21 protein-coding genes and 3 tRNA genes are annotated in these 22,029 nt (G+C 35.8%); 8 read left to right on the plus strand and 16 right to left on the minus strand.

The window, feature by feature from the left end; all coding sequences use genetic code 11:
* The first annotated feature begins 153 nt into the window (after window positions 1-153).
* Both acpP and fabF read left to right on the plus strand, forming a co-directional pair.
* Window positions 154-378: an acyl carrier protein gene (gene acpP, locus AAGD62_RS00625; RefSeq protein ID WP_213863337.1), complete on the plus strand. Its 225-nt coding sequence runs from the start codon at window positions 154-156 to the stop codon at window positions 376-378.
* A 13-nt stretch (window positions 379-391) separates the two neighbouring features.
* A complete protein-coding gene (gene fabF, locus AAGD62_RS00630) occupies window positions 392-1,663 on the plus strand; it encodes a beta-ketoacyl-ACP synthase II (RefSeq protein WP_155969215.1) in 1,272 nt (423 codons plus the stop codon).
* Window positions 1,664-1,832: 169 nt separating this feature from the next.
* Here the strand turns inward: fabF and AAGD62_RS00635 are convergent, their stop codons facing one another.
* Entirely contained in the window at window positions 1,833-2,057 is a 225-nt protein-coding gene (locus tag AAGD62_RS00635) for a hypothetical protein (RefSeq protein ID WP_010082031.1), read from the minus strand.
* An 85-nt stretch (window positions 2,058-2,142) separates the two neighbouring features.
* Here AAGD62_RS00635 and AAGD62_RS00640 point away from each other — a divergent pair, with 85 nt between their 5' ends.
* The 3 genes from AAGD62_RS00640 (at window position 2,143) to thyX (ending at window position 5,036) form a co-directional block, all read left to right on the plus strand.
* Entirely contained in the window at window positions 2,143-2,739 is a 597-nt protein-coding gene (locus AAGD62_RS00640) for a CPBP family intramembrane glutamic endopeptidase (RefSeq protein WP_010082032.1), read from the plus strand.
* A 155-nt stretch (window positions 2,740-2,894) separates the two neighbouring features.
* Window positions 2,895-4,172 carry a UDP-N-acetylglucosamine 1-carboxyvinyltransferase gene (gene murA / locus AAGD62_RS00645; protein WP_006279833.1) on the plus strand — a complete coding sequence of 426 codons (1,278 nt, stop codon included), beginning with the start codon at window positions 2,895-2,897 and terminating at the stop codon, window positions 4,170-4,172.
* 9 nt (window positions 4,173-4,181) lie between these two features.
* Entirely contained in the window at window positions 4,182-5,036 is an 855-nt protein-coding gene (gene thyX / locus AAGD62_RS00650; RefSeq protein ID WP_015589436.1) for an FAD-dependent thymidylate synthase, read from the plus strand.
* A gap of 72 nt (window positions 5,037-5,108) precedes the next feature.
* Here thyX and AAGD62_RS00655 read toward each other — a convergent pair whose 3' ends face one another.
* On the minus strand, window positions 5,109-6,893 hold the full coding sequence (locus tag AAGD62_RS00655; protein WP_155969213.1) for a hypothetical protein: 1,785 nt from the start codon (window positions 6,891-6,893) through the stop codon (window positions 5,109-5,111).
* 144 nt (window positions 6,894-7,037) lie between these two features.
* On the opposite strand from AAGD62_RS00655, the gene priA reads away from it, so the two are divergent.
* Window positions 7,038-9,059, plus strand: a complete 2,022-nt coding sequence (gene priA, locus AAGD62_RS00660; RefSeq protein ID WP_155969211.1) for a primosomal protein N' — start codon at window positions 7,038-7,040, stop codon at window positions 9,057-9,059.
* Window positions 9,060-9,077: 18 nt separating this feature from the next.
* Here priA and petA read toward each other — a convergent pair whose 3' ends face one another.
* From petA to AAGD62_RS00690, 6 genes are all read right to left on the minus strand, one after another.
* Window positions 9,078-9,677, minus strand: coding sequence for a ubiquinol-cytochrome c reductase iron-sulfur subunit (gene petA / locus AAGD62_RS00665; RefSeq protein WP_155969209.1), 600 nt, complete (start codon window positions 9,675-9,677; stop codon window positions 9,078-9,080).
* 86 nt (window positions 9,678-9,763) lie between these two features.
* Complete coding sequence (gene gyrA / locus AAGD62_RS00670) at window positions 9,764-12,472, minus strand: DNA gyrase subunit A (RefSeq protein ID WP_155969207.1); 2,709 nt, start codon at window positions 12,470-12,472, stop codon at window positions 9,764-9,766.
* A gap of 52 nt (window positions 12,473-12,524) precedes the next feature.
* A tRNA-Val gene (locus AAGD62_RS00675) sits at window positions 12,525-12,597 on the minus strand.
* Window positions 12,598-12,872: 275 nt separating this feature from the next.
* Window positions 12,873-13,748, minus strand: a complete 876-nt coding sequence (locus AAGD62_RS00680) for a tetratricopeptide repeat protein (protein WP_007548480.1) — start codon at window positions 13,746-13,748, stop codon at window positions 12,873-12,875.
* A 164-nt stretch (window positions 13,749-13,912) separates the two neighbouring features.
* The gene (locus AAGD62_RS00685) at window positions 13,913-14,314 is read right to left on the minus strand and encodes a DUF1284 domain-containing protein (protein WP_341812739.1); all 402 of its coding nucleotides are present in this window, start codon (window positions 14,312-14,314) and stop codon (window positions 13,913-13,915) included.
* Window positions 14,311-14,838, minus strand: a complete 528-nt coding sequence (locus AAGD62_RS00690; protein ID WP_155969202.1) for a biotin transporter BioY — start codon at window positions 14,836-14,838, stop codon at window positions 14,311-14,313. The genes AAGD62_RS00685 and AAGD62_RS00690 overlap by 4 nt, the downstream gene beginning before the upstream one ends.
* Before the next feature lie 85 nt (window positions 14,839-14,923).
* Between AAGD62_RS00690 and AAGD62_RS00695 the strand changes: the two genes are divergently transcribed.
* Both AAGD62_RS00695 and dapF read left to right on the plus strand, forming a co-directional pair.
* Window positions 14,924-15,511, plus strand: coding sequence for a nitroreductase family protein (locus AAGD62_RS00695; RefSeq protein WP_155969200.1), 588 nt, complete (start codon window positions 14,924-14,926; stop codon window positions 15,509-15,511).
* Window positions 15,492-16,280: a diaminopimelate epimerase gene (dapF, locus tag AAGD62_RS00700; protein WP_196770146.1), complete on the plus strand. Its 789-nt coding sequence runs from the start codon at window positions 15,492-15,494 to the stop codon at window positions 16,278-16,280. Before AAGD62_RS00695 ends, dapF begins: the two co-directional genes overlap by 20 nt.
* A gap of 8 nt (window positions 16,281-16,288) precedes the next feature.
* Here dapF and sucD read toward each other — a convergent pair whose 3' ends face one another.
* The 8 genes from sucD to hemF form a co-directional block, all read right to left on the minus strand.
* Window positions 16,289-17,164 (minus strand): succinate--CoA ligase subunit alpha, encoded by an 876-nt coding sequence (gene sucD, locus AAGD62_RS00705; RefSeq protein ID WP_155969196.1) that lies wholly within the window; start codon window positions 17,162-17,164, stop codon window positions 16,289-16,291.
* Window positions 17,165-17,167: 3 nt separating this feature from the next.
* Window positions 17,168-18,319 carry an ADP-forming succinate--CoA ligase subunit beta gene (sucC, locus tag AAGD62_RS00710; RefSeq protein WP_155969194.1) on the minus strand — a complete coding sequence of 384 codons (1,152 nt, stop codon included), beginning with the start codon at window positions 18,317-18,319 and terminating at the stop codon, window positions 17,168-17,170.
* A 37-nt stretch (window positions 18,320-18,356) separates the two neighbouring features.
* Window positions 18,357-18,557, minus strand: coding sequence for a 30S ribosomal protein S21 (gene rpsU / locus AAGD62_RS00715; RefSeq protein ID WP_006279819.1), 201 nt, complete (start codon window positions 18,555-18,557; stop codon window positions 18,357-18,359).
* A 199-nt stretch (window positions 18,558-18,756) separates the two neighbouring features.
* A tRNA-Pro gene (locus AAGD62_RS00720) sits at window positions 18,757-18,830 on the minus strand.
* Window positions 18,831-19,039: 209 nt separating this feature from the next.
* Window positions 19,040-19,726 (minus strand): 16S rRNA (uracil(1498)-N(3))-methyltransferase, encoded by a 687-nt coding sequence (locus tag AAGD62_RS00725; RefSeq protein WP_341812740.1) that lies wholly within the window; start codon window positions 19,724-19,726, stop codon window positions 19,040-19,042.
* Window positions 19,727-19,754: 28 nt separating this feature from the next.
* A tRNA-Glu gene (locus tag AAGD62_RS00730) sits at window positions 19,755-19,826 on the minus strand.
* 68 nt (window positions 19,827-19,894) lie between these two features.
* Window positions 19,895-21,106 carry an ankyrin repeat domain-containing protein gene (locus tag AAGD62_RS00735; protein ID WP_246484388.1) on the minus strand — a complete coding sequence of 404 codons (1,212 nt, stop codon included), beginning with the start codon at window positions 21,104-21,106 and terminating at the stop codon, window positions 19,895-19,897.
* An 81-nt stretch (window positions 21,107-21,187) separates the two neighbouring features.
* Entirely contained in the window at window positions 21,188-22,012 is an 825-nt protein-coding gene (hemF, locus tag AAGD62_RS00740; protein ID WP_155969192.1) for an oxygen-dependent coproporphyrinogen oxidase, read from the minus strand.
* Between the last annotated feature and the right edge of the window lie 17 nt (window positions 22,013-22,029).

A 22,029-nucleotide genomic window follows, 5' to 3' on the forward strand; every position in this document is an offset into this window, starting at 1 on the left:
ACGCTAGCCAGCTAGGGCAGTAGAAAACTTTACTGTAGTTTACCAGTTATAAAAGATATTGCAAACATAAAAATTTTTTATAACATCAAAGAATAGGTTATTTTTTTGGTAAGAAATGTGAATAGCGAACTAGCAAAGAGCACTAGAGAAGACATAGAAGAAAAAGTGAAAAAGATTATACTAGAGCATATTAGTAAGGATGTAGAGAAATTCAACAGCTCTTCAAAGCTTTCGGAGCATGGTACAGACAGCTTAGATGCAGTTGAAATCATCATGGCAGCAGAAGAAGAGTTTGGAATAGAAATTCCAGATGAAGACGCACAAAAAATGGAAACTATGGAGCAAATAGTTGAGTACATTAATAATAAAAAAGGCTAATAGTTAGTGTTAAATGAGCAGAAGAGTAGTAGTCACTGGTGTTGGTTTAATCACTCCACTAGCGGCAGATGTTGACAACACTTGGTCAAGGCTAATGAAAAGTGAGTCTGGCATAAAAGCAATCAATACGGATAGATTTGACTCTTCTGATCTTGCTTGCAAAATTGCAGGGCAGGTGCCGTTGCAATCAGATAACATTGAGCACCATTTCAATCCACTAGATTATATTTCTGAGAAAGACTCAAAAAGGACAGATCGTTTTATCCATTACGGTATTGCAGCAGCTATTCAGGCAGTAGATGATTCATTAATTTTGGAAAGCCAAAATATCAATCGGGAACGTGTTGGTGTGACTATTGGCTCTGGTATAGGTGGTCTTCCGTCAATTCAGGAAAATGTTATTACCATGCAGGAAAAAGGGCCCAGACGTGTCAGTCCATTTTTTGTCCCTGCAAGTCTAATAAATTTGATATCTGGCCATATTTCTATTAAATACGAATTTACAGGTCCAAACGATTCAGCAGTAACCGCATGTGCAACAGGTGCGCATGCAATCATAAACTCAGCAAGAACTATAAAACTTGGTGAAGCGGATGTTATGATTGCAGGTGGAGCAGAAAGTGCACTGTGTAGAGTTGGAATTGCAGGTTTTGCATCTATGAAGGCGTTATCAACTAAATTTAACGATAAACCGGAAGAAGCTTCAAGGCCATGGGATGAAGAACGCGATGGTTTTGTTATGGGTGAAGGAGCAGGTATATTGGTGCTGGAGGAATACGAACATGCGAAAAAAAGGGGGGCAAAAATACATGCTGAACTGGTTGGGTACGGACTCACAGGAGATGCGCACCACATTACAGCACCACATCCAGAAGGAAGAGGCGCATTTAAGGCAATGCAGCTTGCTTTAAAGAGCGCACAAATTAATCCCAATCAAGTAGGGTATATCAATGCACATGGAACTTCAACGCCACTTGGAGATAAAATTGAAGTAATAGCAATGAAACAGTTATTCGGTGACTACGTTTATAAAATACCTGTTTCTTCAACTAAATCTTCTATAGGACATTTACTTGGTGCTGCAGGGAGCGTTGAAGCAATATTCAGTATTCTTGCGTTAAATAATGGAATTATTCCGCCAACCTTAAATTTACACAAGCCTTCAGAAGGATGTGATTTAAATTTTGTACCGTTTAAAGCTCAGGAGCATAAAATTCAATATGCACTTTCTAATTCGTTTGGTTTTGGTGGCACTAATGCATCGCTCATATTTGGACAAGTTTAGTTGATGTCACCCCAGTGTCTTCCTCTTGTCATTCCAGTACCCTCCTCTTGTCATGCAAGCAGCTCTCCTACTGTCATCCCAGCACGTGACACTGGGATGACAAACGGTTGTGAAAGGGAATACATATAAAAATTAAACTATCAATAGCAATTCAAAAAGAAAAAATATTCTATTCATCCCTGAAGAAGTATTTTATTGACAATTTATGAATAAAGATCAATAATGCAGAAAAGGAATTGATGGGCGTATGCATGAATTTAACCACTATTAATTGTACATTATTTGTTGTAATTACATATTTTTTGACGTGCATTATAGCTTGGTGCTTACCTTTCAAAGACATAACATTATTAACAACATTTGTTCCGGCTTCAGTTGCAATTTTGCTAACCATTTATAATAAACAGAAGGTAAGGGATCTTTTTAAACTTAGTTCGCCAAAAAACTGTCTATTAGGGTTTATACTTATTCTGGTAAGTATGCTAATTTCCAATGGTCTTTTGTCAATTTACTGCGGTTTTTCATTTTTCCGAGAGTCTTTTACGTTAGACCGTGTAAAGGATTTGAGTGCAGTTTTGAGTCCATTAGTGATGTTATTTGTTTTATTATCAACCTTTGTGATGTGGATCATTATGTCTCTTGGTGAAGAGATCGGTTGGCGTGGCTATCTTTTGAAAAATCTTAAAAGCAAAATATCAAATTTTTATATCAGAGCAATTATTGTTGGTATTATTTGGTCAGTATGGCACATACCAACTTATGTGGTTGCTGGCTCAGCTTTGTGGAAGGATGGCTTTACATTCCCGACTATTTGTGCTTATACCCTTTATATTTGTGCAATGTCTATAATGTTTACCTGGTTGTTTGAAAAAGACAACTCGATTTGGCCAGTAACTATTGCTCATGCAACAAATAATCTTGTGTATAGTGTTTTGAGCATTCTAATGCCGTCTCCTCCTCTGTCAACTTTCGATGCAGTAATTCGCCTTACATTAGGAGCAGCTGGTTATTTCATTGTTGCAATTGGTGTTATTTGGTTTGATAAAGCTCGAGAGCGTCATTTGAGTAATTCATAGTATAAAATTTCGGGGGCAATTCGCATCAGGTGTCATGCAGGTAGCATGACACTGGGATGATGAGGAAGAAAAAGCAAATTTTGCCTTTTACGGTCAATCTATTATACTTAGTAAGACTTCAATAAACTAATGAATTATACTTTATATCTAATTAAATGCACAAGATATTAATAAGAAATAACTACAAACCTTTGGTCGGAAAAATCAAGATTAATGGCTCAAAAAATGCTGTTTTACCAATAATGGCAGCAAGTCTATTAAGTAGCTCCCCGGTAATTTTGCATAATGTACCTGATTTAATTGATGTGCATCTAATGTCTAAGTTGCTTGAAAGTCTTGGAGCAGAAGTGAACTTTATGCACAATAAAAATTATAAAGCGAACCATACTTTGAAAATTGACTGCAGCAATATCAACAATCACGTGATGCCATATAAAACCGCAAGTAAGCTAAGAACTTCTTTTCTAATATTGGGTCCAATGCTTAGCAGATTTGGCAAAGCGAGAACAGCATTTCCTGGTGGATGCAACATTGGAAAGCGTCCCGTTGATATGCATATTAAAGCATTAGAAGAAATGGGAGCTAAAATTGAAATTGACGGCTATAATATAATTGCAACAGTGAAAGGAAAGCTACAAGGAAAAGAAATCACATTTGAGAAAATAAGTGTTGGCGCAACAGAAAATGTAATAATGGCAGCAACATTTGCAGAAGGAGTGACAACAATAAACAATGCTGCAACTGAGCCGGAAGTTCTTGATTTAATAGATTTTCTGAAGAAAATGGGTGCTGATATTGAAATTGATAATACAAAGGTCATAATAACAGGAGTTGAAGCACTAAATGGATGTGTTCATAAAATAATACCAGATCGCATAGAAGCAGGCACCTATGCACTAGCTGCTATAATAACCGGTGGTAAGTTGGAGTTGGAAGGAATAAATCTATCTGATATAAGGTGTATTACAAATGAGTTGGAGACTATAGGAGCTATGGTTGAACTGTATGATGGAGGCATTGTTATTTCCAGAAAAAATGGCTCTATTAAGTCTGCTAACGTTGCGACAGATCCATATCCCAATTTTCCCAGTGATATGCAACCACAACTGATGTCTGCAATGTGCATCGCTGATGGGATATCAGTAATTGAAGAGAACATTTTTGAAAACAGATTTACACATGCAGATGAATTGAGAAAGTTAGGTGCTAATATCAGCATCGAGAAAAGCAAAGCTACTATAAGTGGAATAAAAAGCTTATCTGGAGCTAATCTATATGCTACTGACTTAAGATCAACAGCAGCTTTGGTGCTTGCTTCTTTGGTAGCCGGTGGAGAAACTATAATAAACAATTCACATCATTTATGGAGAGGATATGAAGCAATGCATGAAAAACTCAATTCATGTGGAGCTGATATCTCCATTTCGTCTTGAGGATATTTTATGAATGAAGCAACCAAACGAACTATAGTAAAAGAAATAGATGCAATCTTATATGAAGAACATAAGGTATTAGACCATGGATTTATTCGAGTAGTGGATTATATGGGCTCTGATAGCGCTATAGTTCAAGCTGCTCGTGTTTCTTATGGCAAGGGAACAAAACAGATAAGTCAGGATGAAGCACTTATAAAGTATTTAATGAGACATCATCATACAACTCCATTTGAAATGTGTGAAATTAAGTTTCACGTGAAACTTCCAATTTTTGTTGCAAGGCAATGGATAAGGCATAGAACTGCAAATGTGAATGAATATTCAGCAAGGTATTCAATACTTGATAATGAATTTTATACACCTAAACCAGAACAAGTTGCAAAACAATCTGACAATAATAAACAAGGTAGCGGGGAAGCTTTTGATCCAGATACCTCAAAGGAAATAATAGATTCTCTAACAAATGACTCTAATTTAGTATATTCTCATTATGAAAAATTTATTGAGCAGGGGCTTGCAAGAGAAATTGCCAGAACTAACCTAATGCTTAATTACTACACGCAATTTTATTGGAAAATAGATCTGCATAATCTCCTTCATTTTTTGAAGCTTAGAGCTGATAAGCATGCCCAATATGAAATCAGAGTTTATGCAGAAGTTATGCTGGATATAATAAAAAAATGGGTTCCACTGGCCTACAATGCCTTTGTTGAATATTGCCTAGAATCAGCCTGTATTTCAAGAACTGGTCTAGAAATAATTCGCAAATTAATTAAAGGGGAAAACGTTACTAGAGAAGAAAGTAATATTGGTAAAAGAGAATGGGGCGAGCTGATGTCTATACTTGATAAACAATCTTAAAGATAAAGGCATACGTGTCAATCTCCTCTGTCAGTTAACTCTTGTTCACCAGATTGAATCTTGCTTTTTACATCACATTAACTCATCACTTTTATAGAACATCTCATTAAAATCATTTAGAGTTCCAAAATCCTGACCCTTGATAAACAGGTGATCATTAGCAACATGTGCTTCATCAAGAGTAAACAGCTCGTAATGATGATTGTGAGCGGGCCTAACAATTTCATTATATAAAACCATTACTTGTTCGTAGTTATATCCATCGCCAGCATGATATTTACCACGTACGGTATCATAAAAATTCTTTACATCATCATATGTCACTTGCAGCTCCACCTTATACTTTCCCACTTCAAGAGGACTTCCTGTCTTTATTTTTAAGGGATGTTGTGAATTTGCAACACTGTTAGAAGTTTCTGCTTCAATATCAGAATTTTTATCCATATTTTCTATCACACTTGCCATAACAGTTTCTTGTTCATCTTCTGTTGGTTTTGTTTGTTTTTCAGTCTTATTACTGCTACTGTCAGTTTCCACAGTTACTTTTTTTACTTCTATATCTTTTTGAGCTTTCTCATTACTTTGCTTGTGTATTTCATCTCCATGCAATTTTTCCTGCAGAGCTTTTTTCGTATCAGCATAATCATCACGATTGCTTTGCAAAGCTGGTTTATAACTGCTGCTATCATCCGCTTGCATTTGATCTATATAGTTAGATTCTTCTTCCTGTATAGTATTTTTTGCGTTATCCTCACCAACCGTTCCTTTCTCCCCAGACTTGGCTTCACTCTCTACCACAACTTCTTCGTCTACTTGCTCATCATCAATTGTAAATTCAGTACCTATCTGATTGCTATCTTCCTCCAATTCATTAGATAATTTTTCAGATAGCTGGTCACCACTCAAATATGGTTCCTTTGAATATTTAGCATAATTATGGGGATCGGTTCTGTTTTCTGAATAAAACCCACTTTCAAAGTCTGAGTAGGAGCTTTGATTGAGCACAAAAAATAAGTTTTCATAATTAACCAGCATATCACTATCAGGGCTAACAAAATTTAAATATTCATCGCCTTCCCATTCTGGGTGGTGTCTATACTCTGCTATGTAGTATTTACTAGAGTCGAGAGGTATCTTGTCACCTTCTTCCCCATCAAGTTGTAAAACTACTGCTGAATGCCCATTACCTAAATCATTACCTTTTACCACTTTGAATATTTTAATCTCATCCTTTTCTACAAGTTCTTTTAATTCCTCGTTCTTTTCATTTAACTCTTCCTCCCTTTGTCTTTCTGCTTCTCTTTCTCTTGCCAATCTTTCTGCTTCTTCATCAGCTTTCTTCTGCAGTTGTGAGAATACATTTTGTAATATATCTTGTGTGGTTAAGCTATTTGTATTGCTTAAAAAATTATCTAACACATTTGATGCAATTGGTGACAATTCACCGTGATCATCAAATACTTTTTCCTTTGCTTTATCATAGTGATTTGGGTTATAGATTGCATACAGAGGATAAAAACCATAATCTGCAATTGACGCTCCGTCAGGTGATAGTTCCATTGAGAATCCATAGTAATTAAGTGAAAGATTGGAGGTTAAATATTTACCGTTATCATCCCTAACGTATAGCTCACTTCTACCATTGTGCTCACTATATTTGTTGTAGTAGATATAAAAATTCTCATGGTTAAGATTGAAGTGATCATCTAGATTATCGAATTGAATTGTACTGCCAAGCTTCTCGCGCAAAAGATTTTTGCTTTCATCTGTAAGCTTTATATGTGCAGAAAAGTAGTATCGATCTATAGGTTCGCCTTTTTCTATTTCAAAGTTCAAAGTAATCTTGTCGTTGACCATTGGTAGCCTCCACAAATTCTATAAATCATTTTATTTATCAATCATACGGTCTGTACTATGAAAAATGTGTTAAACGTTAAGATTTTCTCTGTACCGATTCATCTATATTGCCAAGCTTAATAAAGTTACAAGCTCTTTAAAACAATGTTAAACTCAATCACTATGGCAAAAACAGTTGACGTATTACTACCACTTCCAATTGATCAGTTATTTTCATATGCAATTGAGGAAAATACTGAGATTTTACTTGGAGATTACGTAGTGGTGCCATTTGGCAAAAAACGCTTAATCGGAATAGTTTGGAAATACAGTGATAAAAGTAACCGAGAATTAAAATTTATTGAGCAAAAAATCGATTTACCAAATATTAGACCAAAATTGATCGCATTTGCAGAGTGGGTTGCGCAGTATAACTTAATACCTATTGGTATGCTTGCCAAAGTGATAATGGGAGGAGTGTTAAAAGTAAATCACATAGATAAATTGGTTTGTGCTAAGCAGAAGCAGGAAATAAGTGAAATAAGTTGCCAATTAAGCCCTGAACAGCAGGTAGCTAGTGATAAAATAATCAGCAGTTTGAATGAGTATTCAGTGGCTTTGCTTGACGGTGAGACAGGGTCTGGAAAAACAGAAGTTTACTTATCCGTAGTTGCAAAATTGGTAGAGACTGTAAACAGTGCACAAATTTTAATCCTCTTGCCTGAAATTGTTTTAACTTCACAATTGGTAAATCGTGTTCGCGGTCAGATATCAAAAAACTTAGTTGAATGGCACTCAAGGCTCACTCCAAAAACTCGCCGAAGTAATTGGCTCAATATAGCAAGTGGAAATGCGCAGATAATTATTGGTGCACGATCAGCGCTTTTTTTGCCTTATAAAAACTTAAAATTGATTATCGTTGATGAAGAGCACGACTCATCTTTTAAACAAGAACAGGGAATTATATATAATGCTCGAGATATGGCGATAATCTTAGCCAAATTTGAAAATATTCCGATTATTTTATCATCAGCTACTCCACTGCTTGAAACGATTCATCATGTTAAAAACGGGAATTACAATCATGTAAAGCTAACCAAGCGATTCGGTGGTGCAGAATTGCCACTCATTAAAGTAGTGGATATGAGAAGCAATAAGCAATGGATCTCCGATGAGCTTTTTGAAAGCATCAAACAAACCATAGAGAAAAAACAGCAGGTTATGCTCTTTTTAAACCGCCGAGGGTATGCACAACTGGCAGTTTGTAAAAAGTGTGGATATAAAATTTCCTGCTTAAATTGTGCTGTTTGGCTTACATATCACAAGAAAAAGAATGCTCTTTTGTGCCATCATTGCTCTTATCAATTAAAACTTCCAGAAAAATGCTCTGATTGCCAGAGTGAACAGTCATTTTCCCTTTATGGCATAGGAATTGAAAGGTTACTTGAAGAAATGGTGAAATTAATACCAAACGCAAAAACTGCGATTATAAGCAGCGATCAGAAGTCGGTTAGTAACATCATTGATTTAGTGTTAAAGGAAGAGGTGAACATTATAATCGGCACACAGATAATTGCTAAAGGGCACAATTTTCCCAAATTAACTTTGGTTGGAGTAATAAATGCAGATTTGAGCCTCGAAAATTCTGATTTGAGAGCAGCGGAAAAGACGTATCAATTATTGCACCAAGTTGCAGGCAGATCAGGAAGGTTTAATGAAAAAGGAATGGTAATAGTGCAAACCAATAATCCTGAAGGTTCAATAATAAAAGCATTGCTGCATCAAAAAAGGGACTCATTTTATGAAATTGAACTTAAGTCAAGACGTGAAGCCAAAATGCCACCATTTAGCAGATTAATAGCGCTTATCATTTGTGGTAAGAATCAGATTGCAACACAAAAAGCAGCGAATAAAATAGTAAAATCTCTTCTTTGTCATCCAAGTAGCTTAACTACTTGTATCCAGGAAAAAAATGTAGGTGTAGACAAAAAGGAATTTGAAATTCTTGGCCCATCACCAGCAGCGATAAATTTTTTAAATAATAAGTATCGGTATAGGGTATTATTAAAAATACACAATAAGCATAGTCTATCCATACAAAAAAAGCTGAAATATTGGATTAAAAATTGTAACTTGAATTCGAGTATTGCAGTGATAATAGATGTTGATCCTGTGAGTTTTTTTTAACGAGTTTATTTATATTCGTTAAGCCTTCTTGCCAATTACCACAACATTCTCACTGGGAAAAAAATAATCAGGTACAGCCATATTTTTCGGTGCAGGACCCCCAATTACTCGACCTGATGTATCATAATATGAACCGTGGCAAGGACAGAACCAACCATTACCATCTCTTGTAGCGTGGTCAACCGGTACACACCCAAGATGTGTACATATTCCGATCATGATTAACCATTCGTCTTTTCCTTCGCGTACTCTTTGCTCATCTGACTCAGGGTCCCTCAAGTTCTTTACATTCACAGTTTTTGCAGCCTCAATTTCTTGCTTTGTGCGTCTACGAATGAATACTGGTTTACCTTGCCACTTTACTTTTACTCCGTGTCCTTCCTGAATTCCAGACAAATTCACCTCCACTGTGGAAGTTGCTAAAACTTCAGCAGAAGGATTCATAGACTTAACCAGTGGCCAAAGTCCACTTGCAGCTCCTATACCTGCCATAGCGCATGTAGTTAATGTTATAAAATCTCTCCTACTCTTATTTTTAGTAAGATCTTTAACAGGAGGTGTTTTTTTATCCTCTTTGTTTGCCAGTGGTTTTTTATTTTTAGTTAAATTTTTGTCCATTGATCTTTACTCAGCCATAAGTATATATTTTAAATTAAATACTGCGTATTAATCAACAAAAACTTGCGCTTTTTGTTTAACCTGTACTACAGTTGAGAAGAGATAGAGTTTTCAACTTCAGAAATACTATCTTCAGTGGAATCAGGATCTTCAATTTTCGCTACTGACACCACCTTTTCTCTACTTTCTGTTTTAAATAGAGTTACTCCCTGAGTGCTACGTCCTGCAATTCTGATATCATTTACTGAAATACGAATTAACTTTCCTTTATCTGTAATAAGCATTATATTATCACCCTGCTCAACTGGAAAACTAGCAATAACATTACCGTTTCTGCTAGTAGTAAGAATATTGGTGATACCAACACCACCCCTGTTAGTTATTCTATACTCATACGCAGAAGTTCTTTTACCAAAGCCATTTTCAGTAATAGTTAATATAAACTCCTCATTCACTGCAAGTTTTAAGAATAATTCGTTATCTATTCCTAAATCATTTAAAGTCTTTTCCAATTTAGAATCAATGGAGTTATTAATTGCAGTTCCCAGTCTTTTTGCAAGTGGAACTTTTAAGTAAAGTTCTTTTGTTTCTGTTGCTACACCTATCCCATTTAATATGGTCATGGATATCACACTGTCATTCTTTGCAAGTTTGATACCTCTTACGCCATCTGAATTGCGACTTTTAAATTGACGCACATCACTTACAACAAATCTGATACTTTTGCCGAATCTTGTTGAAAGAAAAACATGATCAATTGCATTGCATACTTTAACCGATATTAATTTGTCTCCTTCATCGAGCTTTATTGCTATTTTTCCATTGCTTGGAATATAGTGAAAGTCCGCTAAAGAGTTACGCCTTATGTTTCCATAGGCAGTAGCAAAAACTATGTTTTGATTCTCATCATTTTCACTTGGCAACGGCATGATATTAGTTATAGTTTCACCATCGCTAAGCGGGAATATATTAACAAGCGCTCTTCCACGTGCAGTTGGCTCTGCAAGAGGTAATTTATAAACTTTTAATCTATAAACTCGACCAATGTTAGAGAAGAACAAAACACTAGTGTGAGTATTTGTCACAAATAATTCTGTAATTACGTCTTCTTCTTTTAATCCCTGTCCTAGCTTTCCTTTTCCACCACGACGCTGAGTTCTGTAGTGAGAAAGCTTCACACGCTTGATATAACCATTCATAGTTACGGTTATCACCATATCCTCTTGTGGAATTAGATCTTCAGCTTCAATGTCCGCGTCTGACTCCTCTATTGAAGTTTTTCGCGGCACAGCAAATCTGTTCTTTATTTCTTGTAAATTGTTTTTTATTTCCTTCATCAACTTCTCTTCTGAGCCAAGAAAAGCGATATATTCTTTTATCAGGTTGATCATTGAACTTAGCTCAGCTTCTAATTTGTCTTTTTCAAGGCCTGTTAAACGCTGCAGTTTCATATCAAGGATAGCCTTAATTTGTAGCTCAGTTAATCTATACACTCCATCTTTCAAAAAACTTGCGCTATCTGAAATCAACTCGATAATAGTGTTGATTTCATTCGAAGTTTTCCATTCTTTATTTAAAAGTTCTCTACTTGCTTCCGCAGGATCTTTTGCACCGCGGATGATTTTTATCACTTCATCTATGCTGAGGACCGCAATGTAGAGCCCTATATATATATGAGCTTTTTCTCTCGTTTTTCTTAGACGAAATTCTGTTCTCCTGATTAATACTTCTTTTCTAAAATCAACAAAAGCAGCTATGATTTCTTTTAATGACATCATAGCAGGCCTGTTGTTATTGAGCACTAAAGTGTTAACACTAAAACTGCTTCTTAATGGAGTAAGTCCCAATATTTGATTAAGTATAAAACTTGCTTCAGCATTTCTTCTGAGGTCAATTACTACTCTAATACCAGACTTATCGGACTCATCCCTAATCTCTGTTATGCCATCAATTCTTTTTTCTTTTACAAGCTCACCTATCTTCTCAATTAATTTTACTTTATTTACTTGGTAAGGTATTTCATCAATCACTATTACTTGCCTATCTTGCGGCAGGTCTTCTATGTGAGTCTTGCCTTGCACAACAATTGATCCACGACCTGTGGCAAACGCTGATCTTATTCCAGACCTGCCAAGAATTGTTCCCCCAGTTGGGAAATCCGGCCCTGGCATCACTTCAAGTAACTCATCCAAAGTCACTTCAGGATTATCTACATATAACATACAAGCATCTATTATTTCTCCAAGGTTGTGAGAAGGAATATTGGTTGCCATACCAACTGCAACACCACTTGCACCGTTTACCAATAGATTCGGAAACTCTGCAGGCAGCACAACAGGCTCTGTTTCATTTCCATCGTAGTTTGGCCTAAAATCAACTGTATCTTCATCAATATCATTCAGTAAAAAGTGCGACACTTTTTGAAGTCTTGCTTCTGTGTATCGCATTGAAGCTGGTGGATCTCCGTCTATCGAACCAAAGTTACCTTGCCCATCAACAAGTGGTAAAAGAAGAGAGAAATCTTGGGCCATTCTAACCAAGGAATCGTAAATAGCTGCATCACCATGTGGGTGATATTTCCCCATTACATCCCCTACTATACGAGCTGCCTTTTTATATGGCTTACCAGCATCGAATCCAGCTCTCGACATTGCATATAATATGCGCCTATGAACAGGTTTAAATCCATCTCGCACGTCAGGTATAGCCCGGCTTATGATAACGCTCATTGCGTAGGAAAGATAAGAATCTTCCAGCTCTTTTACTATTGAGATTGGTACTATATTATCCTGCATTTTCTATACTTTAATTGAAGTAATTAATAATACTAACATTCAGTTAAGCAAATGGGCAATGACAGACTTGAACTGCCGACCTCCTCGGTGTAAACGAGATGCTCTACCAGCTGAGCTAATTGCCCCTTTAGATCTAATTCTATAGCTCAATATTATTATTGTAAACAAAAATAGCGATAAATTGTGTCCGTTCAGCCAATGGCGTCAACTTAAGGAAAAATATCAGCGATAGTGTATAAAATTTCTCTCTAAAACTTTTACCATTAAATTATCCAAAGAGTGCAAGGGACAGCACTTTTGTTTCTGTTTTATTTCAACACAGAAGTCTAAAATGTGTCCTTAAGTTGACGCCATTGCCTGAACAGATACGATAAATTAGCTTTAGGTAAGCTATAAGCTTTTATGAAATCTTTGGGTGCGTGCTGTGAAGTTTTATAAATTTTAGTCTTGCTGTCACTTTGTATAAAGGTATTTTTTCACTCACATCTTTCGAAGTTGTAGCCATGTTTAACAACTTTAAGTAGAATATTGTAGCATTTTGAAAATCTGAAAGTTTATCTAGAATAACAGCTAAATTATAAGTATAAAAAATATTGTTTTCATCGAGGGAAATAGCAGTTATCATATACTCTTTACCTTTTACATAATCCTCCTTTTTCATATAGATCAGACCTAAATTTGCTAATAAAGGAGCATAATTTTTATGTATATCATACAATTTTAACATTTCACTCAACGCCAGATCAGGATCATATTGTGAGATTATCGTCAGAAAATTTTTTAATATGTAAGGGTTACTAGGGTGTTCTTTTAACAGTCTTGTGTAAATCTCTACAGCTTTTTTGTATTCTTTATTAGCGTAATAAATATTTCCCAATCCAATTAAAGCATTTTTATGATAAGGAAACTTTGCAATGATCTGATTAAGGAGAGAAATAGCTGTTTCATTATCTCCTGATTCAAAGGAATCTTTTGCTTTTTTTAAAGTAGAGTATATGTCAAAACTCTTGCCAGAATTCTGCGCAATTTTGATGTTAAATTTATCACTTTTTCTCTCAATAACATCAAGATCTTTATATTTTTTATCAGCTTTTATATGCTTGACAACACTATCAAAGGCCTTCTGTATCTCCAAATTTTCACTAGCATAGGTAACAGAAGACCTCCATAAAATCACAACGCAAATTAACATGCAGATAAACATAGGTCCTAGTGTTGTGGCATTGGCTGCAGCGTGTAACCAGTAAACCTTATTTCTTTGAGCTATATGCAACACATTACAAATTCATAAATGCTAAATTACCTATCTCATACAATAATAAAGATATTATTAATTAGCGGGACGAACATGCTGTGTAGCCTTTCAGAATGCATTTATCTTTTGTCTTCCATATTTCGCTTTATTTCCACAAAAATGCTTCGATTTATCTTAACATTTTGTCAACTACCTTTATAGGAATGACAATTTAAAAGGGCATTTTTACATATTTCATATGGCTGCCAGTTGCACCCCTCACATGCGTACTCGAATTTCTCTAAAGACATTTTCTCCCTAATCTTTTCTACCGCTTCACTCCAGGTCAAAGTCTCGCCAATTTTAATTCCTAAAATTTCCATATGCCTTCTATCTAGCTCTAAAACTTTAGCTTGTGTGGTGCATTTACCTTGTTTAGTCTGATTTGGACAAGCACTACAGATATTATCAAGGTTACCAACTACTTCGATTTGAGTACTAATTACTTTGCTTGCTATCCTTTTATAATTTTCTACAAAACCATGAGAATACCCATATCCCCGAAACGCGAGGGTGCACATGAAATGATGAGGGCGGAATTTTATCATTTTTTCAAATATTGCAAAGCTGCTACAAGTAGAAAAATTTTTACCAAACCAGGAAGGATAAATGGCAAAACACCCACCATTATTGCTTGTCTCAGACCCAAGTAAACAGCAAGCCAACTAACACCACAAATAAAGATTATAACTGTACCAGCCAGACAACTTAAAGAATTACACACAAATGATTTATACTTAGAGTTCAGTAATTCATTTACTTTGCTCATTACCATAACAGCAGCTAAACAGCCAATTAAATATCCACCTGTTGGTCCAAGGAGAGCGTGATAACCACCAGAAAAATTTGCAAGAACAGGCAATCCTGCTGCACCAAGTGATAGATATGTAAGCACAGAATAGAATGCTGTTCTGCGGTTAAATTTAAGCCCAATAAGCATTACTCCTAAAGTTTGCAATGTGATAGGCACAGGCTGCAATGGTATACTTATTTGAGCCATCAAGAATAAAAGTAAAACGCAAGACAATATTTCAGCCAGTGTTGATCTGCTGCTAGATTGTGTTATAAACATACCTTCCCAATAAAAATAACTTATTAAATGTAATATATGTGTATGAGAGGTTTTGCAATTTAAATTTTGCTTATATTGTGCTACAATGAATTATTTATGCACTATTAAATTAAAAATGATGAGTAAACAAGATCTATTATCGTTGATGAAAGCAAGACACAGCGGACGTTCATACGATCCTACAAGAGCAATATCTCAGGAAGACATGGATATTTTAATGGAAGCTGTAAGGCTGACTCCCTCATGTTTTGGTGATGAACCTTGGAGATATGTGATATGCAATAAACAGAGCAATCAAAACGCATGGGAAAAATTGCTAAATTGTCTTGATGAATCTAATCAAAAGTGGGCAAAAGATGCACAAGTGTTAATCATATCTTTAAGCGCTAAGAATTTCCGCAAATCTGATAAAGGTGAAAATTTTTGGGCTAATCACGATACTGGTGCAGCGAATTATGGACTTATGTTACAAGCTGCAGTTATGAACTTAATGGCCCATCAAATGGGTGGATTTGATAGAGATAAAATAGTGAAAGAGTTCAATATACCCAATGACTTTAACGTAATGTCAGTGATAGCGGTTGGTTACGAAGAAGAGGGCGCTGAAACAAGTAAGAAAAAAAGGAGACCAATAGAAGAAATGTTTTTTTATGATGAGTGGCCAAGGTCCTGAAAATTTTATCAAAATGCACGGAACTGGTAACAACTTCGTTATCATAGACTCACGTTCAGCAAATGATTTAAATTGGAACTATAAAAAAATTGCTAACCAAAACGGTTGCGATCAAGTCATAGTGATAACAAACTCCAGTTTAGCCGATTGCTTTATGCATATCTATAATGCTGATGGTAGCAAAGCTGAAATGTGCGGAAATGCAGCACGTTGCGTTGGATATTTGCTAATGTCAGAAAAAGGTACTGAGTATATCACTATTGAGCTGGTAAACAAACGCATTTTAGAGTGTTTTAAAGTTGGTGATAAATCCATAAAGGTTAACATGGGTAAACCTTTGCTAAAATGGCATAAAATTCCCTTGTCTACTGAGTGTGACACTCTTCACTTACCTATAGAGCTTGAAATGCTAAAAGATCCTGTTGCAGTAAATATTGGTAATCCTCACATAGTTTTTTTTGTTGATAACGTAAATGAAATACCATTGCAAAGTTTAGGATCAAAGTTGGAAAGTCACGTATTATTTCCTCAGAAAATTAATATTAGTATTGCACAAGTTGAAAAGTCTGGAGAAATAGCTTTAAGAGTTTGGGAAAGAGGTACAGGCATTACTGCATCATGCGGTAGTGCAGCCTGTGCAGCACTTGTTACATCCACACTACGTGGATATCTGACTGTCCAACAGACTTCAGTAAATTTACCAGGAGGGAAGTTATTAATCGAATGGGCAAATAACGTATTCATGACCGGTGATATAGGGTTTTTGTGACCCTAATTCTAGTGATGCATTACTTCCAATACCTTCTTACCAATTACTGCAGGGGTTTCAGCAATTGCAATCCCGGCACTCCGCATAACTTCTAGTTTTGCACCAGCACTTCCACCGCTGGAAGAGATGATTGCTCCAGCGTGTCCCATACGTCTTCCTGGAGGTGCCGTTTGGCCTGCTACAAAACCAACGATTGGCTTTTTAGTTTTTTCTGTTTTCACAAAATGTGATACATCTTCTTCTTCGTTTCCACCTATTTCACCAATAACTACAATACCATGAGTATCGTTATCTTTTAAAAAGAGCTCCATACAGTCAACAAATGTCATACCATGAACTGGATCCCCCCCAATTCCGATACATGTGGATTGACCAAGACCAACAGCAGTTGTTTGTGCTACTGCTTCGTAAGTTAAAGTTCCAGAGCGAGACATAATTCCTATGTGTCCACGCTTATGGATATGGCCAGGCATAATTCCTATTTTGCACTCTTCAGGCGTAATAATTCCCGGACAGTTGGGACCAACCAATCGACTTTTTGAATCAACAAGCGCGCGCTTAACTTTCACCATATCAAGTATAGGAATGCCCTCTGTAATACAAACTATCAATTCTATTTTTGCATCTATTGCTTCAAGTATTGCAGCAGCAGCAAATTTAGCAGGTACATATATAACTGTAGCATTTGCACCGGTTTTTTCTTTGGCTTCTGCTACAGTATTAAAAACCGGTAAATTAAGGTGAGTGCTACCACCCTTTCCAGGAGTTACACCTCCCACCATTTTCGTTCCGTAATCAATTGCTTGCTCTGAATGAAATGTGCCTTGTGCACCAGTAAAACCCTGGCATATTAATCTTGTATCTTTATTTACTAAAACGGACATGCTTTATTTTACCTCTTTTACTATCTTTTGCGCAGCTTCATCTAGCTCATCTGCAGCAATAATATTTAATCCCGACTCTTCTAAAATTTTTTTTCCTTCTTCAAAATTAGTACCTGATAATCTAACCACTAGAGGAACTTTAATGCTCATTTCTTTTGCAGCCGCAACAATTCCACTTGCGATAATATCGCAACGCATTATACCACCAAATATATTAACCAAAATTCCTCTTACGTTGCTATCAGACAATATGATTTTAAATGCTTCAGTTATAGTTTCTTTACTCGCTCCACCACCAACATCCAAAAAGTTAGCAGGCTCTGCTACGTAGTATTTTATTATATCCATTGTTGCCATAGCAAGACCTGCACCATTTACCATGCAACCAATACTGCCATCCATTTTGATGTAACTGAGCCCATACTTTGAAGCCTCTATCTCTTCTTTCACTTCTTCATCATAATCACGAAGTTCCATAATTTCTGGGTGACGATATAAAGCATTATCATCGAAATTAATTTTTGCATCGAGCGCAATAAAATCTCCAGAATTTGTTTCAACCAGTGGATTAATTTCAATTTGGCTCGCGTCAGTTGCAATAAATGCATCATATATTTTTTTTGCAATGTTCGATATCTTTTCTATTTGTTCTGGACTCAAATGAAAACTGCTGCTTAACTTGCTGCTATCAAAACTTGTAGCAGAATCAATATCAAATTTCACAATTTTTGCGGGAGAATTTTTCGCCACTTCTTCGATGTCCATTCCACCCTCTGAGGAAAATATGAATATTGGCCTACTGAGCTTCGGGTCGATTACCAGGCTTAAATAATACTCTTTCTTAATGCTTGAGCCTTCTTCAACGTACACTTTTCTTACTTGCTGCCCGCTTGGCCCTGTTTGATGAGTAACTAAAGTCATACCAATCATGTCCTTTACAAACTGTTGAGCTTCTTCAACTGACTTTGCTAGCTTTACGCCACCGGCTTTACCCCTACCACCTGCATGAATTTGAGCTTTAACTACAAACACGTCAGATTTTAATTGACTTACTTGAGTCTTTACTTCTTCCGCAGATGTAGCAACAAAACCTTTTGGCACTGGGACATTAAATTTATGCAAAACTTCTTTCGCTTGATATTCGTGAATATTCATAAAATAACCAATGATAAACTATTAACTTGAGTACAAACTACCAACCATAACGCTGCCTTCTGCACTCTTGTTGGTACCTCTTTTTTTTAGCTTCAGCTTTCTTTTTAGCTCTTTTTTCTGATTTTTTTTCATGATATTGTTTTTTCATTTTCAACCCTCTTCCTTCCTTTTGAATTGTTTTTTTCAATACTGGAAGAGCTCTGTCTACATCACCATAATGGACTGATACTTCTATCAAACTCTATACCTCCTTCGGTAATCATGTCAAAATCTATTTATAAATTAGAAAATTAACATTGTCAATTATTTTATAAACTTGAGCGTTAAAATATAATATGCCACAATTTACATGGTAAATGATGTCATTCCAGTGTCAGCTACTTGCTTACTGATGGAGATTGCTCTTATATTGCAGCGTTTTTACAATCGTACTAACATCGGGGCGGAGAGATTTGAACTCCCGACCCTTTGGTCCCAAACCAAATGCGCTACCAGGCTGCGCTACGCCCCGACTTCTTTACTCAGAGTATCAATAACTCAGGCAAAATGCAAGATTCATTTGTTTACTTTAGAAAAAATATAATACGAGATTTAATATTATCTTAGAATATGTTTTTTATTAGCTACTCTTTAACAACAGACTGCTTCGTAGAGAGTCTACAGAGTTTTTGTGCGCGCAACACTGAACCAGATTTCTTTATCTTAGCCATATTTAAAAATCTAGCTACACCAATTGGTGAAAGTGAGTGCAGCAACTACAGCAGTATCGACCCTTAAAATTCTTTTTCCTAGACTCAATTTTTGACAAAACTTATCGGCAAGATCAAGTTCATAAGATGAAAAACCACCTTCAGGGCCAACAATAATAGCAACATTTTTTTTGCCTTTCAGCACTTTGTCAGCTTTACCTGTTTCATCACACAAAACAAAATTTTTACTCTGGGAATCAGGTAAATCACAAAAGTTAATAGGAGGCAAAATCTCTGGTATACTTATCCTACCTGATTGTTCCGCTGCTTCGATTGCTTGTAATTTTGCTCTACTTAGGTTAATATTTTTTACCACTGTACGTTCCGTTGAAATAAATTGAATGCAGATTACTCCCATTTCAGTTGCCTGTCTTACTATATTGTTCAAAGCAGCACTTTTTACCATGGCACAATACAGGTATAAATTTTCCTCATATTGCTGTTGTTTAGTGCATTCTTTGGGTGTAACTTCTGTCAATTTACGCGATATATTAACTACTTCTCCTAACCATTCTCCATCTTTTCCATTAAAAAGAGAGAGATTATCATACTTCTTAAGCCGCATTACATTGCAAATATAGTGACTTTGTTGTGGATTAAGTGCTAAACTCACGCCTTGTGATAAAGCTTCTTCAACATAGAGCCTAATTTTTCCCATTCAAAACTTTAATTATATTCTACTTGAGTGACTCTTACGGGATTTGAACCCGTGTTACCACCGTGAAAGGGTGGTGTCCTAACCACTAGACGAAAGAGTCAACTTGAATCTAACTAGGTTATATCGATTACATATATAAAGTCAATTCAATTATTTTGAATCACATAGTTAAAGGGATATATCAGTAATCTTATATCGACAGCCTCCTATTACTCCATGCTCAATACTCACTGAACCTATCTCAGATTTAGGAGCTAATTCTAATTGTTGTTCAACTTTTGTATCGGAATCATAGCCAGAATCGTAGCCAGAATCTCTACGCTCATATTTCTGCCTTATTTCTTCTACACTAAAGCCAGCCTTGGTCTTAATTTTTTGATCATTAGTCTGTTGCTGACTTATCGACTTATTAGCACTTAGCTCATTTAGCTTCACTTGCCAATCATTCACTTTATCTTGCACTAACCCATGGCAAGTTCCAGAATTAGCTTTTATGTCTTTTGCTTTTCTTTCTGCTCTTTTCTTGGACAAATCTACCCTAGCATAAATAGGTTCTGACGACTGTTCTGGCTCTTTCTGTTTTAGGCTAGTAGGCTTTTTTTGTTCTGAAAGATCATCTATAGTGCAATAAATAGGTTCTTCTGATATACTCAAATAACCACTATCTTCCAATGATAAATTTTCAGTGGATTTTTTATGTGAATCATATATTTCAGCATAAATAGATTCTTCTGATACACTCAAATAACCATTCTCCCCTAATGAGTTACTAACCTTAGCATCATACACCTCAGCGTAAATTGGCTCTTTTGAAGGCAAAGCATCATAATTAGTGCTCTTTGGCTTATACTCAAAAGTTCTAGAAGGTTTTTGAGGTGGTATTACATTGTTGTTCACCTCAGCGTACATAGTTATTGGCTCATATTCAGAGGTTCTAGGAGGTTTTTGTTGTATAGCTTCAACATTCAAATCATCTGTAGAATAATACTCTGCGCCTTTTCCTAGTAAAAAGGAAACTGTGGGGTGAAGAGTTATCTCTGCTGGTAAGTTTTTCTCACTATCCAATTTTAGATTTTTTGATTCTGCTAAACTCTCAATAACACGAATTATAACATTCTTTCCATTCTCATCTATTGAGTGGATATCAGCTCCACGATTAATCAGCAATTCCATTATTTTGTGATCTGTAGCATGTCCTAAAGCCTGATTTAAAGCTTGATTATTATTTATATCAAATGATCCTGTATTCTTGAGAGACATAGTCTTTGAAAAGAATTTTCTAAAACTATTTAATGCATCATAGAGAATTAGAGTCAGTTTAACACCTTTTATGTCATTGTTTTTGACAGATTTAATTAAAAAATTATCTATTATGCCCATGATTATACCCCCTATATAAAAGCTCACTACCATGGTACAATTTTAAACTATGATGATTTATTTTCTACTAATAGCAGCTCTCTATAACCACTTAACAAGTGGTGGCATTGACATCATAATTGCATCTGGATTGCCGTCAGTCATTAAACCAAACCTTGTGCCACGATCGTATAACAGATTGAATTCTACATATCTGCCACGTTTTATTAATTGATTTTCTCGTTGTTCTTTTGTCCAAGATTTTTGCATATGTTTACGTATGACGTGCGAATAAATTTCCAAAAAGGCTTCACCTACTGCTTTTGTGAACTCAAAATCGTTTTCCCAGTTGCCAGAACTCAGATTATCATAGAAAATACCACCAATGCCACGTGGCTCTTTTCTGTGTTGTAAGAAAAAATAATTGTCACATTGCTCTTTAAATTTTGGATAATATCCGGTGTCAAATCTATCACATGTCATTTTGATTGATTCATGAATATACTTGCAATCTTCTTCATTTCTATATATTGGCGTAAAATCCATTCCTCCACCAAACCATTGTTTTGAAGTATATATCAGCCTTGTGTTCATATGCGCTGCAGGGATAAGGGGCGATTGCATATGAGACACTAAAGATATACCGCTTGCCCAGAACTCTCCGTTACTTTCACTTGCACCAGGAATTTCATTAATGGCTGAATCTGCAAATTTTCCGTGTACTTTTGAAACGTTTACTCCAACTTTTTCAAAAACATTACCAAAAATAATTGTAGATTCACCACCTCCACCACCTGGGCGATCCCACTTTCTCTTTTCGATCTTTGGCTCTGCGGATGATTGTTTTTCAATTAATAAGAAAGATTCTATGATCTTATCTCTTAGTGCACAGAACCATTTAAATGCTTGTGTTTTTTGTTTTTCCATAATATCCTCTTGCTAGC

Origin of the sequence: Wolbachia endosymbiont (group A) of Eristalinus aeneus (assembly GCF_964026915.1) — a bacterium.
Lineage (GTDB): Bacteria > Pseudomonadota > Alphaproteobacteria > Rickettsiales > Anaplasmataceae > Wolbachia > Wolbachia pipientis.